General features: G+C 35.5%; 16 protein-coding genes. 5 read left to right on the top strand and 11 right to left on the bottom strand.

The window, feature by feature from the left end; all coding sequences use genetic code 11:
- Positions 1–43 precede the first annotated feature (43 nt).
- The gene (locus tag B3D94_RS06200; protein ID WP_291755767.1) at positions 44–1,120 is read left to right on the top strand and encodes an ankyrin repeat domain-containing protein; all 1,077 of its coding nucleotides are present in this window, start codon (positions 44–46) and stop codon (positions 1,118–1,120) included.
- Positions 1,121–1,228: 108 nt separating this feature from the next.
- On the opposite strand, the gene B3D94_RS06195 is transcribed toward B3D94_RS06200, so the two are convergent.
- The 8 genes from B3D94_RS06195 to B3D94_RS06160 all read right to left on the bottom strand — a co-directional run bounded on the left by B3D94_RS06195 (position 1,229) and on the right by B3D94_RS06160 (position 6,567).
- Positions 1,229–1,504, bottom strand: coding sequence for a hypothetical protein (locus B3D94_RS06195; protein WP_291755764.1), 276 nt, complete (start codon positions 1,502–1,504; stop codon positions 1,229–1,231).
- Positions 1,498–2,160, bottom strand: coding sequence for a hypothetical protein (locus B3D94_RS06190; protein WP_291755762.1), 663 nt, complete (start codon positions 2,158–2,160; stop codon positions 1,498–1,500). Before B3D94_RS06190 ends, B3D94_RS06195 begins: the two co-directional genes overlap by 7 nt.
- Positions 2,161–2,268: 108 nt before the next feature.
- Positions 2,269–2,676 carry a MarR family transcriptional regulator gene (locus B3D94_RS06185; RefSeq protein WP_291755760.1) on the bottom strand — a complete coding sequence of 136 codons (408 nt, stop codon included), beginning with the start codon at positions 2,674–2,676 and terminating at the stop codon, positions 2,269–2,271.
- A 92-nt stretch (positions 2,677–2,768) separates the two neighbouring features.
- Positions 2,769–3,800 carry an alpha/beta hydrolase family protein gene (locus B3D94_RS06180; protein ID WP_291755758.1) on the bottom strand — a complete coding sequence of 344 codons (1,032 nt, stop codon included), beginning with the start codon at positions 3,798–3,800 and terminating at the stop codon, positions 2,769–2,771.
- 12 nt (positions 3,801–3,812) lie between these two features.
- On the bottom strand, positions 3,813–4,469 hold the full coding sequence (locus B3D94_RS06175) for a hypothetical protein (RefSeq protein ID WP_069483160.1): 657 nt from the start codon (positions 4,467–4,469) through the stop codon (positions 3,813–3,815).
- Between the two features lie 2 nt (positions 4,470–4,471).
- The gene (locus tag B3D94_RS06170) at positions 4,472–4,879 is read right to left on the bottom strand and encodes a permease prefix domain 1-containing protein (RefSeq protein ID WP_036165121.1); all 408 of its coding nucleotides are present in this window, start codon (positions 4,877–4,879) and stop codon (positions 4,472–4,474) included.
- Positions 4,876–5,205, bottom strand: a complete 330-nt coding sequence (locus B3D94_RS06165; RefSeq protein WP_008177869.1) for a PadR family transcriptional regulator — start codon at positions 5,203–5,205, stop codon at positions 4,876–4,878. The genes B3D94_RS06170 and B3D94_RS06165 overlap by 4 nt, the downstream gene beginning before the upstream one ends.
- Before the next feature lie 171 nt (positions 5,206–5,376).
- The gene (locus tag B3D94_RS06160) at positions 5,377–6,567 is read right to left on the bottom strand and encodes a M14 family metallopeptidase (protein WP_291755749.1); all 1,191 of its coding nucleotides are present in this window, start codon (positions 6,565–6,567) and stop codon (positions 5,377–5,379) included.
- A gap of 170 nt (positions 6,568–6,737) precedes the next feature.
- Between B3D94_RS06160 and B3D94_RS06155 the strand changes: the two genes are divergently transcribed.
- Together B3D94_RS06155 and B3D94_RS06150 are read left to right on the top strand one after the other, a co-directional pair.
- The gene (locus B3D94_RS06155; RefSeq protein ID WP_291755747.1) at positions 6,738–9,485 is read left to right on the top strand and encodes an ATP-binding protein; all 2,748 of its coding nucleotides are present in this window, start codon (positions 6,738–6,740) and stop codon (positions 9,483–9,485) included.
- Between the two features lie 2 nt (positions 9,486–9,487).
- Entirely contained in the window at positions 9,488–10,342 is an 855-nt protein-coding gene (locus tag B3D94_RS06150; protein WP_069483163.1) for a CheR family methyltransferase, read from the top strand.
- 46 nt (positions 10,343–10,388) lie between these two features.
- Here B3D94_RS06150 and B3D94_RS06145 read toward each other — a convergent pair whose 3' ends face one another.
- Both B3D94_RS06145 and B3D94_RS06140 read right to left on the bottom strand, forming a co-directional pair.
- Positions 10,389–11,537, bottom strand: a complete 1,149-nt coding sequence (locus B3D94_RS06145) for a fused response regulator/phosphatase (protein ID WP_291755743.1) — start codon at positions 11,535–11,537, stop codon at positions 10,389–10,391.
- 126 nt (positions 11,538–11,663) lie between these two features.
- Positions 11,664–12,707 carry an HAAS signaling domain-containing protein gene (locus B3D94_RS06140; RefSeq protein WP_291755740.1) on the bottom strand — a complete coding sequence of 348 codons (1,044 nt, stop codon included), beginning with the start codon at positions 12,705–12,707 and terminating at the stop codon, positions 11,664–11,666.
- Positions 12,708–12,786: 79 nt separating this feature from the next.
- Here B3D94_RS06140 and B3D94_RS06135 point away from each other — a divergent pair, with 79 nt between their 5' ends.
- Positions 12,787–14,082, top strand: a complete 1,296-nt coding sequence (locus B3D94_RS06135; RefSeq protein WP_291755738.1) for a GNAT family N-acetyltransferase — start codon at positions 12,787–12,789, stop codon at positions 14,080–14,082.
- A gap of 15 nt (positions 14,083–14,097) precedes the next feature.
- On the opposite strand, the gene psiE is transcribed toward B3D94_RS06135, so the two are convergent.
- The gene (psiE, locus tag B3D94_RS06130) at positions 14,098–14,553 is read right to left on the bottom strand and encodes a phosphate-starvation-inducible protein PsiE (protein WP_036223213.1); all 456 of its coding nucleotides are present in this window, start codon (positions 14,551–14,553) and stop codon (positions 14,098–14,100) included.
- Between the two features lie 218 nt (positions 14,554–14,771).
- Between psiE and B3D94_RS06125 the strand changes: the two genes are divergently transcribed.
- Entirely contained in the window at positions 14,772–14,996 is a 225-nt protein-coding gene (locus B3D94_RS06125; RefSeq protein WP_008177853.1) for a hypothetical protein, read from the top strand.
- Positions 14,997–15,004 lie beyond the last annotated feature (8 nt).

Raw genomic sequence — 15,004 nt, 5'->3', positions numbered from 1 at the left:
TTTCTATACTTTTTATAAACATAGGAAGGGAGCCTAGCATTAGATGATTAAATTAAAAGATATTGGAACATTTCAGGAAGTGCCCGAAATTGCCATGCATATTTATACTGGTGATATAGCTGCATTACAAGTTGCAAAAGTGAATGGCTGGGATATTGAAGAAGATATTATTTTAAGTAAGCACATATCATTAAGTCCTTTAGATCTAGCGTTGATTGCTCAAAAGTTGGATGTTGTAAAGCTATTAATCGACTATCATGTTAATTTGAATGTTAATCAAAATCCTTCTTTTTTAAGAGCTGTTCGATATTGTAAGGAGAATATAATCCGCTATATCGTTTCACATGGGGCAAAATTAGATGGACATAATCGCGTTGGATCTGGCGCTTACTCGCAGGCCTACTATGGTAATAAGAAAAATATCCCGCTTATTCATGAACTAGGGCTTGATATAAAACAGCATGGTGGGGCAGTATTACGTCAGGCTGTATCAAATTATGACAAAAATATGGTTACCTATTTACTTGATCAAGGGGTTGATATTAATTATCAAAAGCCCGATACGGTTTATCCGTATGAGCCTACACCATTAACAATTGCCACACGTATGGGTCATATAGCTATGGTGAGGTATTTAGTTGAGCGGGGGGCAGATATTTTATTAACAGAAAAGGATGGAGAAAGAGCGTACAACATTGCAGTAAGTATAAAAAATATAGAGATAGCTCAATATTTGAAGGCGTTAGAACCTGCTGAGCTTCATTATATAGAAAATAAAAAATATGAATTAAAAAAGTATAAATTACCGAGTGAGCTGCTTAATTTTCTGACAGGTAATGAATTACATCTTAAGCTTGCAGTTAATAATTATGATATTCAGTACATCGATTTTTTCAAACTGACGGAAACAATTGAGCTGAAGGTTGGCGGTCAAAAACTGCTCCGTATTTCAGCCACTATCGATCAGTACTCTGATTTGCAATTAGTATGGAACCCAAAGGGACAGGTAGGTTGTTACGATTTGGAGCATGAGGTATATGCAGATTTAAGTAGTTTTATAGATTTCCTTGCTAGGCCAGAAATGTATCTCATTCAATTTCTTGAAGGGGAACTCTCATAATACAGTAAAATTTCCTTCGTGCTCCCTGTTTCATGATACGCGGTCAAGTCATACAAAATAAGCTAGTAGAAGAGCGTTAAAGTGCTGTTCCTTTAACGCTCTTTCATATTAATTTCTGATCTTCGAGAAGCAAAAAGCTATAGAATGTTTGACATACCTTGCACAAAAGAACAGCAGTATGGCTACTAGCAATGCTAGAGGGATGCTTAATATAACAGGTAATTCTACACCATACCAAACGCTCATCTTAATTTGATGAAATCCAAATGTTCTTAAAAAGCCAGCTAATATTGAAAGAACACCACTTAACAATAAGCTAGCGTACAATACGGATAATACAGTTAATGCTAATGAGCAAAAAAAAGCTTGTAGCCATTTTAGCACTCTTTTTCCCTCCGTATAATGTGCTGCACCTTTGCGTTAGAAGCAATAGTATAGTTATCTGAATAGTAAAGTGTTTCTATATGACAATTTTCCCCAACTACAACAACTTCACCTTCCACTACTTTTGCCTTGGTATAGGCTAGTTTCAAGTGTTTGCCGTTAATAGTATGGCAACTTAATTTTTTCTTTAAAAATGAAAGTAGTGTGACCCTATCCTTTTCTACCAAAATATTTTCAGCTGATAACAGGTCAATTTCACTCTCTCCTGACAATTTTAAGTGAAAATGCTCAGCCGTTATTTCTGCAGCTTTAACAATTCCAATAGCATCTAGCTTCTCGCAATGTAATTTCTCTTCAGCTACTAACTTACCAGAGCTATTAATCTTTTGAATGTGACCATTCCGTATTTTTATGTTACCCGCATTCATTAGCTCTTCCATTTCGCAATAATCCTTTAAAGTACAAGAACCTGTACTAGTAAAGGATTGGACGATAACAGGAAAATAAAAGGAACTATGGCCATGAGTAGATACCTTTTTTAGACGTACTTCTTGTTGGATTGCTACAGCTCCTCGAATATTTAATTGCTCGTAATCAGCATCCAGATTTTTAATACGGCCGTTTGTTAGTGTAAGAGTACGAAGGTTTTGAAACATAAAAGTCACCTCATTATAATTTAATTAATATATATTAATTAAATTATATGCGACTTCCATTTGTCAAGAACCAACCAATAAAAAAAGGATTTCAAGTTTATTGAAATCCTAAAAGATTTTATTCATGAGCTTGTTTACTTCGCTTAAAATAGTGGCCATGTCTATTAGTTTGTCTTGGGAAAATTTTAAAAAGATTTCTTGGACCTTTTCATCACCAGTACTTGTTAAAACCATTTTGACCACACGACGATCATTATTTTCTCTTATCCGTTGTATGAGCGCTAGTTTTTCCAGTTTATCGCACATAGAGGTAACAGCTCCAGGTGTCACACTAAAGAAATCTGCAATTTCTGTCGCTTTCATACCGTTATTTATTTTAAGTTGTAGAAGTAGGATGAGCTGGTTTTGCGATAACGCTTCTCCTTCAGATAAAAGGTCTACAAACATTTTTGATTTTTGCTGTATTTCTAGCATTTCTTTCATAATGATTTCTACATTATGTAGACTGTCAGCCATATAATCACGTCCGTTAAAATATTTAATAATTGAATTATATAGCAAGTGAAGATATCTTTCCAAGAATACAATATCTCTAAAGAAATAAGCGTTTATTGTTTAAAAGTTGCTTGCATCCATTCAAAGAATCTTTCCTTTTCTTCGAATTGTGGATAGTGTGCAGATTGCTCGTAAGCTATAAATTCTTTTTTCTCTGCGCTAATTTGGTTGAAGTAATTTTTCGCTGCTTGTGAGGATGTTTGATAATCATAGTTGCCCATTAAAAAATAGAAGGGTAAATCAAGCTTTTGGACCTTTGCTGGTAGGGGGTGCTGCATGACCTCTTTTAATAAAGCTTCTTGAGACAAGGATAGACCATAGTTATAACGGATAGTATCTAATAAATTATATTCTTTGCTGAACAGCATCCCTAGCATATTACCATCAGGATTAGCAATTAATTGGGTAGCACCACCATACTTTTTGACGTAATTTCGAGGTGTAAACATTGTACCAGCCTTAATTTCATCAGCTAACTGTTGTAAATGTAAAACATCATCTTTGTTACCTTGCAGTTGAGCCTGTTGGATAGTGAAATTTAAACTATCGTTCTCACTTTCGATTGTATTGCTCATTTGTCCTATTCCAATATAAGCTTCATATTTTTCAGGGGCGTTTGCGGCTGCTTGTGTAGCAATATATGTGCCATAGGAATGACCAATTAAGATGACTTTTTCTTTGTCTAGTCGTTTAGCTATATAATCAGTCAGTGCTAATAAATCCTCCACAAGCAAATCTGAAGAAAGATTAGAATAGTCCTCGAAAAAATGAAAGGACTTCCCACTAGCTCGTTGATCATAGTGGACCACAGTAAACTCAGCTTCTAGTAAATTTTGATATTTTCCTGCATAGGGTATTTCAGAGCAACCAGGTCCCCCATGAACAAAAATAATAACAGGGTTATCTTTGTCCTGACCTCGGATCATTATTTCATGACCAGTGTCATTGATTTCGACTTGCTCTAAAACGCTAATGCTGTTCGAGCCTTTTATGGAGGGGGTCCATGTTGGAAAGAGAAGCATCAATAATAGTAAAAGTACAATGACTATTACAAAATTTTTAATAAAATGAATATATGTCTTCATCGGATTCCTTCTTTACATGCGTTTTGCGAATGTCGCTTGATACATTCTTCTTTTATACACATAAAAATACATACTCAGAGGCCACCAAAGCGTAACAAAAATAGGGTAGATTGCCCATATAACTCCTGGTGAAGAAACAATATTTACGATGATAAAAAAGATACTTATTAATAATGTAGCGGTGACGGAGAAAGCCACAAATGTTTTTCGTTGAGCATGGTATAAAGCTAGGGGCCACCATATAACTAAAAATGCTGGATAGATTGCCCAAGGATATTGAGGTGATAAAATGAAATTTAGTAAAGCATAATAAATAATAGTAGAAGCACAGCCTATCAGTGCGATTTTTAGCGTTTTTGCTTTTTCATCTAAGTACATCAGAATTGGCCACCAGAGAATAGGGTAAATGGCGTAAATGAACCATAGATGATCCGGTGTGTAAATATAGTTTTCTATAATAAGAAACACGATAATCATCGTACTACAAATAATTGAGTATTGTTTATACATTTTTTTATACATACAGATGATCGTAATCGGCCAAAGTAACAGCAGTAAGCAAGGATAGATAAACCACATCGTTTGGGGCGATGTCGTGAAATTGACGATACCTAAAAAAATCATTGTCATAATGCTCCCAGCTAGCGAAAAGCTTATAAAATTCTTCATGTTTATTCACCCCATCTCTTACGAGACCATACAAAGTACATGGATAATGGCCACCAAAGAATGGCGAAGATTGGATAGATTGCCCAAATTGTTTGTGGTGTGTAATAAAGATTAATAAAAATAAAGAATGCAATAATTAAGCCACTACCCCAAAGAGAGAACTCCAAATTTAATTTAGCCATATTTTTCTTAGCAGGCACCTTAACGCCCAGTTCCTTTTTTAAATCTTCTATGTCTCCAAACTCTACAATTGCTTTATTGATGGCATCCTCTTGCTCTTTTCCCTGGTCCATCAAATAAAATACTTTCTCTTCAAGGTTTTCAATAATTTCTTGTTTAACCATTTCCGTTTCGTTGTTGCGAGGAATATCCTTAAACAGCTCATCAATATGGTTTTTTATTCTCTTCATTCGACGCCCTCCATAAATAAATCAATAATTTCTTTTACTTCCGACCATTCTTTCACTAACTCATTTAAATAGGCCTTACCCAATGAGGTAATACGGTAGTACTTTCTTTTGCCACCATGTGAAACATCTCCATAATAGGCTTCAATAATTTCTTTTTTCTCAAGACGTTGAAAAACAGCATACAAAGTTGCTTCTTTAATCTGAAATCGATTATTTGTACGGAGACTTATTTCCTGAGAAATTTCATAGCCATAGCGGTCTTTTTCTGAAATGAGCCGTAAAATAATCGAATCCAAGTGTCCTCGGATAATGTCACTGCGAACCATAAGTCACCTACTTCATTTTATTGCTCTATCTGTCAGAGTAATATTAGCAAATATTACTCTGCCTGTCAAAGTAATTTATTTTCTTTTTTAGAGCACGAAAAAAGAACTCCATTCGCTAAAAATGCCCAAAGGGACCATTTCAAAGCGAATAGAGTTAACATTCATACTGTTCTACATATACAATCCTGCAAGAAAGATCCCCTTAGCTTCCTCGTAAATATCATCAAATTGACTTATTGGTAGAGGGTTTGTGCCACTCCCTAATTCAACGGTAAAGCCTGGTCTACGCCAATCTTGGATAAACCAATCTTTATAGCCTGCATAGCTCCCAGCAGATTGAATGGGTTCATAGCCACTCACTCGACTAAATTCATTAACGAGCACCTCTGATTCAGGTGGTTCAAGGTTTTCAAAGCCCCAATAGATAACGCGGCCCTGTGTATGAAAGGCTAGCACTCTTGCAAAATCACGCTGCTTGGTCAAATCGGCCATAGCGATGGCCTCAGGCTCAGACAAAGGCCTTTCTCCACCATAATCTCTAGGCCCAGGGGTTTTCGGGTTACGGGCCCTTTCTAATTCCCATTTGGCAGGAAACTGGTCATTTAAATCGACACCATGGATGTTTGCTTTCCAGCCAGAAAAATCAGAGCTATTATTATTCCATGAGATGAGTTGATTTTTTAATGATTCATCATTTGGGGGTCCTTGTATGACTAAATTGACGCCATCAGGATTCACCATTGGTACTACGGATAGGGTCGTTTGCTGATAAAGAGGGAATAAAGAAAGCCCATTCATGTTATTTTGGTTCGTGAGAGCGAGCAAATAGTCATTTAAAAATGTTAGAATAATAGGTGTAGTAATCCATTCATTGGCATGGAAGGAGCCATTATAGTGAACACGTTTAGCTCCATTCCCAATTAATAGCTCTGGTAATTCATTACCTAAAACAGAGCTACCAATGATAGAACTGCGAAGAAATGGATAGGCGTTAACGAGCCTTTGAATATCATTCATCATGATGTTGTACGTATAATTTTGCTTACCATCAATTAAGCGCCATGTAATGCGTTGTGGTATGTGAATCATCTGGCCAATTTGCAATTGACTTGGATTAAGACCTGGATTGGCGAGTAATATGGCAACAAGTGGGAGATTATATCTCTGTGCAATTTGCCAAAGGGAATCCCCTTGTTTTACTTGATAGTCAATGGTCACAAATCCAGGAATATGAATGCGTTGCCCGACTCTTAAAAATTGAGGATTTATATTGGTATTGGAATCTAAAATGAGTGGAAGAGGTATTTTAAACACTTCACTGAAATGCCAAAGGGAATCTCCTGGCCTTACGAATATGTCCACATGCATTCTCTCCTTAGTTAGAAATGGTTCAATATAAAATGTATATGTGAGAAACTAAGACTTATTAATGCGCAGGCTGCAAAATTTCTTTATATGAATGTTTAAGTTGATATTCTAGTCACATTTATAACAAAAATAGAGTTCAAGAAAGGTAAAGGTAGGAAAACCAAATGTTAAATAAATTAAAACTGGGTATACGCTCCAAGATTACATTAGGTTATATCGTCATTATTCTTTGCTTACTTGCATCAGTGATCATCCTAAATAATCAAATTACTTCTTTGCAAAAGGAGAGAAATTTTATTATTAAGTACGACTCTAATGTGAAAACATTAACCAATGATATTGAAAAATATATATTGGATATGGAATCAAGTCAGCGAGCGTTTATTATTACGGGTGAACCTAGTTATCTGGAGCCATATGATAATGGAGCGGAAAACTGGAAAATAGATTTTAATGATCTTTATCAGCAAATGAAAGATAAACCAACACAGCTGGAAAAATTAAAAGAGATAGAGGAAACGATTGAGCATTGGATTGAAACAACGGGTGGGCCAACTATTCAATATAAGAAGGACGGGAATACAAAAGCATTAACGGAGTTTTTTAAAGTTGATAATGGGCGCCAAGACATGGAGAAGATGCGGAAATTATTCGATGCATTCCGCGCAACTGAAAATTCTTACACACAAGCAAAGGCTACTCAGTTAGACAAACAAAATAGTCAATTAACTAGCGGTCTATTTGGGATTTTAATTTTTGTTTCTGTAATTGCTATTGTCATAGCAAGTGGAATTTCCCGTTCCATTGTAAAAACTATAACAGAGGTAACACAAACCATTCAGGAAATTGCTGCTACGAAGGGCGATTTCAAAAGAAGAATACATGTCAATACAAATGATGAAATTAATGAGCTTGCCGATGCGACTAATATATTATTGGAATCGGTCGAGAAGAGAGAATGGTTACAAACGAATATTGCTGATATCGTAACAAAATATCAAGGTATTTCAGCTATTACGAAATTGGCTGAAACTTTCCTATCAGAAATGGCACAGAAAACACAGGCATCTCTTGGAGCATTCTATGTTCGGGAAGAGGCAGAGGAACAAGTACTATTTATGAAAAAGGCTGCTTTTGCTGATGGAGATGATCGTGTCGGTATGGAGAGCTTTAAAGTAGGACAAGGTTTAATCGGTCAATGTGCATTAGAAAAAAGAGTGTTATTTTATGATAATATTCCGCAAGAGTATCGTTTAATTAGAACAGGACTAGGTGAAATAAGACCACAGCATATTTTATTAATTCCTGTAATTTTTGAAAATGAAGTCATAGCCGTTGTTGAGTTAGCTACAATGACTAAATTTAATGCATTACAGCAGGAGCTAGTAAAGCAGGTTACAGAAACCTTTGGCTTAACCGTCAACGGTGTATTAGGGCGTATGGAAATTGTTCGATTATTGAATGAATCAAGAGCAATGACGGAGGAGTTGCAAGTTCAATCAGAAGAACTTCAAACACAATCTGAGGAATTACAAATGCAGACAGAAGAGCTGACGATGATTAATGAGCAGCTTGAGGAGCGAACGAAAGAGGCAGAGTCCAAATCACGCGAGCTAGAGAAGGCGAAGCAGGAATTAGAGGAAAGTGCAGAACAGCTTATACTTAATTCTAATTACAAATCTGAGTTTTTAGCGAATATGTCACATGAACTAAGAACGCCTTTAAATAGCATATTAATTTTGTCAGAGATGCTCGCAGAAAATAGTCAGGACCACTTAACAGATGAGGAGGCAGAATTTGCGAAGGTTATCCATTCTTCAGGTGAAGATTTGCTTGCGTTGATTAATGATATTTTAGATTTGTCAAAAGTGGAGGCAGGGAAGCTAGATATCATTTTTAATGAAGTGAATGTGAGCGAAGTACCTGTTCAAATTGAGCATACTTTTGCACCTGTCGCGATGAAGAAGAATATAAATTTCCATATTTCAAAGGCAGATAATGTTGTCGACATATTCTATACAGATGAAAAGAGATTCCAGCAAATAATAAAGAACTTATTATCAAATGCCTTTAAGTTTACGGAACATGGAACTGTAACTTTAGCGATTAACCAGCTTGCACAGCACCAGCTTTCAAGCAATATGCAAGATATTAGCGCTGATTGGCTAGAAATTACTGTTTCAGATACTGGTATAGGAATTCCAAAAGATAAACACCAATTAATCTTTGAGTCATTCCAGCAAGCAGATGGTGCTACTGTTCGAAAATATGGTGGAACAGGACTGGGTCTTTCAATTTGTAAGGAGTTTGCGAAACTACTTGGTGGTTGGATTACACTGCAAAGTGAAGAGGGACAAGGTAGTAGCTTTACGTTAACGATTCCAAGCTTACCAAATGGAGTCAATGAGGATCATTGCGATAAGCTTGCTGCTTTAAATGAGGTAGCTGTGACAATGGAGGAAGAGGCACATAGAGAAGAGCCCTCGCAGGATCATAGGGAAGTTTTAAAACATGAGGTAGAGGTATTTCAAGGGAAAAATATTTTAATCGTCGACGATGATAACCGTAATATTTATGCCTTAAAAACGGCACTTGAAACAAGAGGTATGAACATTTTAGTGGCTAAAGATGGACTTGAATGCTTAGAGGTTTTGCAAGCTCATCATGAGATTGATTTAGTGCTTATGGATATTATGATGCCGAATATGGATGGTTATGAAGCAATGACTATTATTCGCCAACAAATGAAGCGAACAGATTTACCGATTATCGCTCTGACGGCGAAGGCTATGAAGAATGACCGTGATAAATCATTGCAAGCTGGTGCATCTGATTATATTAGTAAACCATTAAATTTAGATCAATTAATTTCCGTTTTAAGAGTATGGTTAGTTTCTAAAGGGAGTTTATAAAGATGGAACATTTCGGGCCTTTGGAGCAAAATATACAATTGAATAAGCAAACAAATTTAGAAATTGATTTGTTATTAGAGGCTATTTATCGTTTATCAGGCTATGATTTTCGGCAATATAACCGTTCTTCCATTTCACGTCGAATTTTTAATAGAATGAGAATAAATAGCATTCCTACTATTTCTCGTGTTCAGGAAAAGGTCATTCATGATCAGGAATTTTTAGAGCAGCTGTTAAACGATTTTTCAATCAATGTCACGGAAATGTTTCGCAACCCAAGCTTTTTTAAGGCATTTCGTGAAAAAGTGATCCCAACCTTACGTGAATACGAAGAAATTCGTATTTGGCATGCAGGCTGTGCAACTGGTGAGGAAGTATACTCTATGGCCATCTTGCTTCAAGAGGAAGGGCTCATAGACAAGGCTGTAATTTATGCAACAGATATGAATGAGCAAGTGTTAGAAAAGGCTAAGAAGGGTGTCTTTCCTATTCATAAAATGCAGGCATATACGAAAAACTATATGCTTGCAGGGGGAGCCCATGCTTTTTCGGAATACTATAAGACGGATTATCAATATGCTTATTTCCATCCAACATTATTGAAGAATATTATTTTTGCCCAGCATAACCTAGTGACAGATCAATCATTTAATGAATTTCATGTTGTCTTATGTAGAAATGTCCTGATTTATTTTTCGCCGCAGCTGCAAAGTCAGGTCCATCATTTGTTTTATGAAAGCCTAAGCGACAAGGGGTTTTTATGTTTAGGTGATAAGGAAACATTGCGCTTTGAAGAGGTTATTTCAAATTATAGGGAAGTTGTTGGGAACGAAAGGATTTATCAAAAAATAGATTAAAGAGAAAGAGGCTACCTAGTGATGGAGGTAGCCTCTTTCTTTTTATTTATACAGTAGTAGCACTGGCTTGAATCATTAATACACACATATCATCAGGTTGATTGTCTTGTTTGTCCTTAGGCAATAGGTTGTCGATCAAGGGTTGAGTATAGTCCCATTTAGAGGATGTTAGCGTTTGCAAATGCTTTTCGGATTCTATTTCGCAAGGTCCCATTGCCTCTAATACACCATCTGTAAACATAACAATTTGTACATCTTTGTCGTACTGAATATATTGTTTTTTGACACTAATTTCATCAAAAAAGCCGACTGCACAGCTACCTTGGTTTAATGAAACACAAGTTTCTTCATCAATTAATGCGTACCCAGCAGGATGACCAGCGTTTATGTATTCGATTGTTTTTTGTTTCGTATCAATCACTAAATAAATCGCTGTGAAATAATAAAGATTTTCATCCTTGCCATCTTGCAGGAGGGTCATATAACGATTCAGTTCTTTAATAACAAGTTCAGGATCGTTTAATTGTTTAACAGCCTCTCTTAAAACCGAGGAGATAAACATACAAACTAGCGCTGCAGATATACCATGGCCCATCATGTCCAATAAAATAATGGCGTAACGATGATCATCTATTTTATGCCAATAGTACATATCACCTGCCAAGTTAGAGGATGGTAGGTAAGAGACTTCTAGACGAATATCTTTTTCATTTAAAGGTGGACTAAGCAGGCTTCTTTGCACATGAGTAGCTAAATCCAATTCGTATTGTATTTTCTTTTCATGTTGCGTGTGCCAATCTAATTCAGCTTTTAACCGTAGGGCAACTCGTATTCTAGCAAGCAATTCAGTTTTATTAATCGGTTTTGTAATATAATCTACGCCCCCGATATCTAATGCTTCTGCGAGTTTGTTTTTATCTTCGAGCGCTGTAACAAAGATGATTTGAATATCTCTCAATCTTTCAATTTGTTTAATACGTTTGCAGGCCTCTATACCATCTACTTCAGGCATCATAATGTCCAATAAAATTAAATCAACTGAGCTTCCGGTTGGATTTGGTTCATTTAATTGTAAATAATCAAATAGCTCATTAGCAGATGAAAGAGAAACACAGTGCTCATAACCTGCATTTTTCAGTATTTTTTCAATGACAAATAAATTGACTTGATTGTCATCTACTAGAAGAATGGTCATAGTTATTTCCCCTTACTCTAATTGAATTGTGCAGATTATTATTCGTGTATATAAATTACTTCCAACTATATTATTATACAAAACATTAGAGGAGAAAGGTATTTTAGCGATTTGAAAGAAGAGTTTTCAATCATAGATTTTCAATTTATCACTTTTAACGCTTGGTATTTTAGCTTTTCTAAATCCTTGATATATATCAAAAGCATTGGCCAAAACAGCAATGATCATACTGGCAAGTAGGATCTTATCTATGACAGAGGAGACCTTTGCTGTATTGCTTTCTACGATTGCCGCAATGTACGGAATGGAAGCACTATGGATAAAATCTTGATGAACAGCGATGAGAATAAATACAATAGTCCCCGCACTTTGAAGTAATGCATTGATGATTGCGATTACCATGGTCCATTGCCCCATACGCCATTTTAAAAATGTTAAAGTAAGACTAAGAATGATACAGAGCACAACGAAGAGAGCATAGGATTGTAAAATATTTTGATTAAAGATGGGCATAACAAATTTTAAGCTACCATTCCCATTTGTTGTATAAATACCTAAAAGCCGATTGGCGTTCCAATAAACAAAGGTAAAAATAATAATCCCTAAAAAGCTAAAAATTATATCACTTAAAGTGATGAGTTTGTCTTTAGGAATGGTTTTAATTTTTAAACTTTCAGGTGTCCACTCCTTAGGGTCATTCAGGAAAGGTAATAATTTAATTTTATTCGTATCAGTGCGTTCGATGACGATGAAGAAAATGGTGATCCAAAACAAAACATGAAATGATACAGAAATAATGGCGACAATCGTCATGGCAAATGCTGAAATGATAGTGGAGAGCAAGGCCTCTTCTCCTGAATAGAGAAAAATTCTCTGAATTACCTGAGCAATGACTGTTATTAAAATTGCCCAAGGAAAAACGATTTTAATGGTTCTAGTGTATGGATCAAACACGTTTGGACCAATTAAAAAACGTGGCGTATCTTGATAGCTTGCTGCAACTTTTGCAGGGCTTCCAAGCTTTTTTAGCACTTCCATCATATCTGCTTCTGAATATGGCTCTGGCAACATATCTTCAATAGTAGCTTTTAGCTCAAGCTTTATGTTGTCACGTTTATTTTTATGTAGTCTTTTAGATACTTCATTGATATACGCATCAATTAAGGTCATTTCTTTATTCCTCCTTTAATCATGTTCATTGTCATTCATATGACGTGGTAATATATGTTATTATGGGTGGAAAATGAATATGAACGACATGTCATACTTTGAAAATGGAGGGGAAACAATGAGAGTGGTAGAGAGATTAGTAAAAGAACAAGACTTTTTAACTTTTGCGAGTATCGTTGTAGGAGCCTACCCTGGAAGAATGAACGGAGCTCAGACAACAAAAGAGCAGTTGAAAAATCTTTTTATGGAAAATCAAAATCATGATGAATCCCTAAATTATTTTGGACTTTGGGAAGATGACAAACTAATTGGCGGCATGCGACTACATGATTTTGAAATGAACCTTTTTTCTAAAATGATACCGATTGGCGGAGTAGGGCTTGTTGCAGTTGATTTACTACATAAAAAGGAAAAAGTTGCGAAGGAGTTAATCCATCAATTTTTTCAATTTTTTTTAGCAAAGGATATTCACTTTGTCGCGTTGTATCCGTTTAGGCCAGATTTTTATAAGAAAATGGGGTTTGGATATGGACCGAGAATGTATCAATATTTAGTAGAGCCCTTAAGCTTTCCTAAAGGCCCAACGAAGAAGCACCTTAAATATTTAACAGTGCGAGATCAACAGCAGCTAACAGATTGTTATAACAGGGTAGCGTCTCAAAAGCATGGAATGTTTTTCAAAACAAAATCAGAGCTTTCTTTTATTTTTAAGAACGACGAAAACTATGTGATTGCGATGGAAGAGGATGATACCGTACAAGGCTATATCGTTTTTTCATTTGAAAAGCAAGGTGAGAGTAATTTTATGTTGAATAATTTAGTCATTAAAGAATGGGTATATGAGACACCGCAGGCCTTGTTAGAGCTGAGTACATTTTTAAACAGTCAGGCTGATCAAGTAAACCGCATTGAGTGGAATACACAAGAAGACAATGTTCATTTCTTTTTAGGCGATGTCAGAAATGGTACAAATCATTTAATTCCTAGTGTTTACCATGAAAATGCTGTGTCAGGGGTTGGTCTGATGTACCGTATTATTAATGTAAAAGGTTTTTTTGAAGAGTTAACGACACACCATTTTAATGGTGTAACATTGACATTTAAATTAACAGTTATGGACTCATTACTTGCTGAAAATAATCAGCAACTCATTATTGAGGTGGTTGAAGGCGCGATTAACTTTATTGAAAGTAGTCACTATGATGTGGAAATAATTATAGATGTGGCTGAGCTTTCCTCACTGGTAATGGGAGTCATAACGGTCCAAGAACTGTATATGTTGCAGCAAATAAAAATCAGTCAGGAGCAATATCTACAGGCTTTACAGCAATTTTTCTTTGTATTTGAAAAACCAAAATGTACGACGGCGTTTTAGAATAGTTGCGCTAGGCTAATGTTCCTTTTTCATAAATAGAGATGATCGTGTCGGTCTTTCAAGTGGTGTAATATTAATAATAAAGTAACTAATGATGAGTATGAGAATAATAACTGAATAAATTAACGTATTAAGAGGATGATCGTGCTCAACGATAATTAATCGAATCATAGCTGTGATACCAATATATATAAAGTATCGAAGCGGAAAATGATAATCCTCTTTAAAATATTTAATAATCATCGTAATGAACTCAAAGTACAAGAAAAATATAAGGATGTTGGCAAGGAATAGCTTGTAATCGCCACCTTCCTTAGAGAAGAGCAATATTTTAAGAAATTCTATTAGCTCCTTAAAGAGTAAAAATGCTAGTATGAGTGCTAAGAGGACTAGGCAAACATTCAGAAAAAGTTGCAAAGACTTTGGTACAGCTTTAATGAGCTGTATATAGGTTGAATTTTTATGATTCATATAACTCCTCCAATCGGATTTGTATAGTGAGCCTAAACATATTTATCATATGGCAAAATACGAGTGTATTATGATATAAATATAACAAATTGTCGTAAATCTTTCTTTTATAAATTGTAAAGTTTTGGTATTTTTTTGCGAAAGAAAGTTTTTAAAATAATTTAGTGGTATGCTAAAATAGATGTGCATGAATTTAAAATTTAAAAGGGGTTTTTGAAATGGCAAAATCAGCAAAAACAGATGCGAAAATTACACCAGAGCGTTTAGAAGAAGCGTTAGTTGTTCGCGATCGTCTTATTATCGAACTACTTGTTCAAGTACTTGATGAGAAGCTAGTAATTGAACGCCCAGTATTACGTGAGCGTGTAGGAAACCTTGTAGATCTTTCTAGCTATGATGCAGAACTAAAGGAAACAATCCACGCAGTTATTAACAAACTATAATGAAAAGA

Origin of the sequence: Lysinibacillus sp. UBA5990, from assembly GCF_002429815.1 — a bacterium.
Lineage (GTDB): Bacteria > Bacillota > Bacilli > Bacillales_A > Planococcaceae > Lysinibacillus > Lysinibacillus fusiformis.
This window is presented reverse-complemented; position numbering and strand designations above follow the sequence as displayed.

Excerpts from the sequence above, each read along its gene's own strand:
- B3D94_RS06200 (WP_291755767.1), top strand. The coding sequence starts at position 44 with ATGATTAAATTAAAAGATATTGGAACATTTCAGGAAGTGCCCGAAATT.
- B3D94_RS06190 (WP_291755762.1), bottom strand. The coding sequence starts at position 2,160 with ATGTTTCAAAACCTTCGTACTCTTACACTAACAAACGGCCGTATTAAA.
- B3D94_RS06185 (WP_291755760.1), bottom strand. The coding sequence starts at position 2,676 with ATGGCTGACAGTCTACATAATGTAGAAATCATTATGAAAGAAATGCTA.
- B3D94_RS06180 (WP_291755758.1), bottom strand. The coding sequence starts at position 3,800 with ATGAAGACATATATTCATTTTATTAAAAATTTTGTAATAGTCATTGTA.
- B3D94_RS06175 (WP_069483160.1), bottom strand. The coding sequence starts at position 4,469 with ATGAAGAATTTTATAAGCTTTTCGCTAGCTGGGAGCATTATGACAATG.
- B3D94_RS06170 (WP_036165121.1), bottom strand. The coding sequence starts at position 4,879 with ATGAAGAGAATAAAAAACCATATTGATGAGCTGTTTAAGGATATTCCT.
- B3D94_RS06165 (WP_008177869.1), bottom strand. The coding sequence starts at position 5,205 with ATGGTTCGCAGTGACATTATCCGAGGACACTTGGATTCGATTATTTTA.
- B3D94_RS06155 (WP_291755747.1), top strand. The coding sequence starts at position 6,738 with ATGTTAAATAAATTAAAACTGGGTATACGCTCCAAGATTACATTAGGT.
- B3D94_RS06150 (WP_069483163.1), top strand. The coding sequence starts at position 9,488 with ATGGAACATTTCGGGCCTTTGGAGCAAAATATACAATTGAATAAGCAA.
- B3D94_RS06145 (WP_291755743.1), bottom strand. The coding sequence starts at position 11,537 with ATGACCATTCTTCTAGTAGATGACAATCAAGTCAATTTATTTGTCATT.
- B3D94_RS06140 (WP_291755740.1), bottom strand. The coding sequence starts at position 12,707 with ATGACCTTAATTGATGCGTATATCAATGAAGTATCTAAAAGACTACAT.
- B3D94_RS06135 (WP_291755738.1), top strand. The coding sequence starts at position 12,787 with ATGAACGACATGTCATACTTTGAAAATGGAGGGGAAACAATGAGAGTG.
- psiE (WP_036223213.1), bottom strand. The coding sequence starts at position 14,553 with ATGAATCATAAAAATTCAACCTATATACAGCTCATTAAAGCTGTACCA.
- B3D94_RS06125 (WP_008177853.1), top strand. The coding sequence starts at position 14,772 with ATGGCAAAATCAGCAAAAACAGATGCGAAAATTACACCAGAGCGTTTA.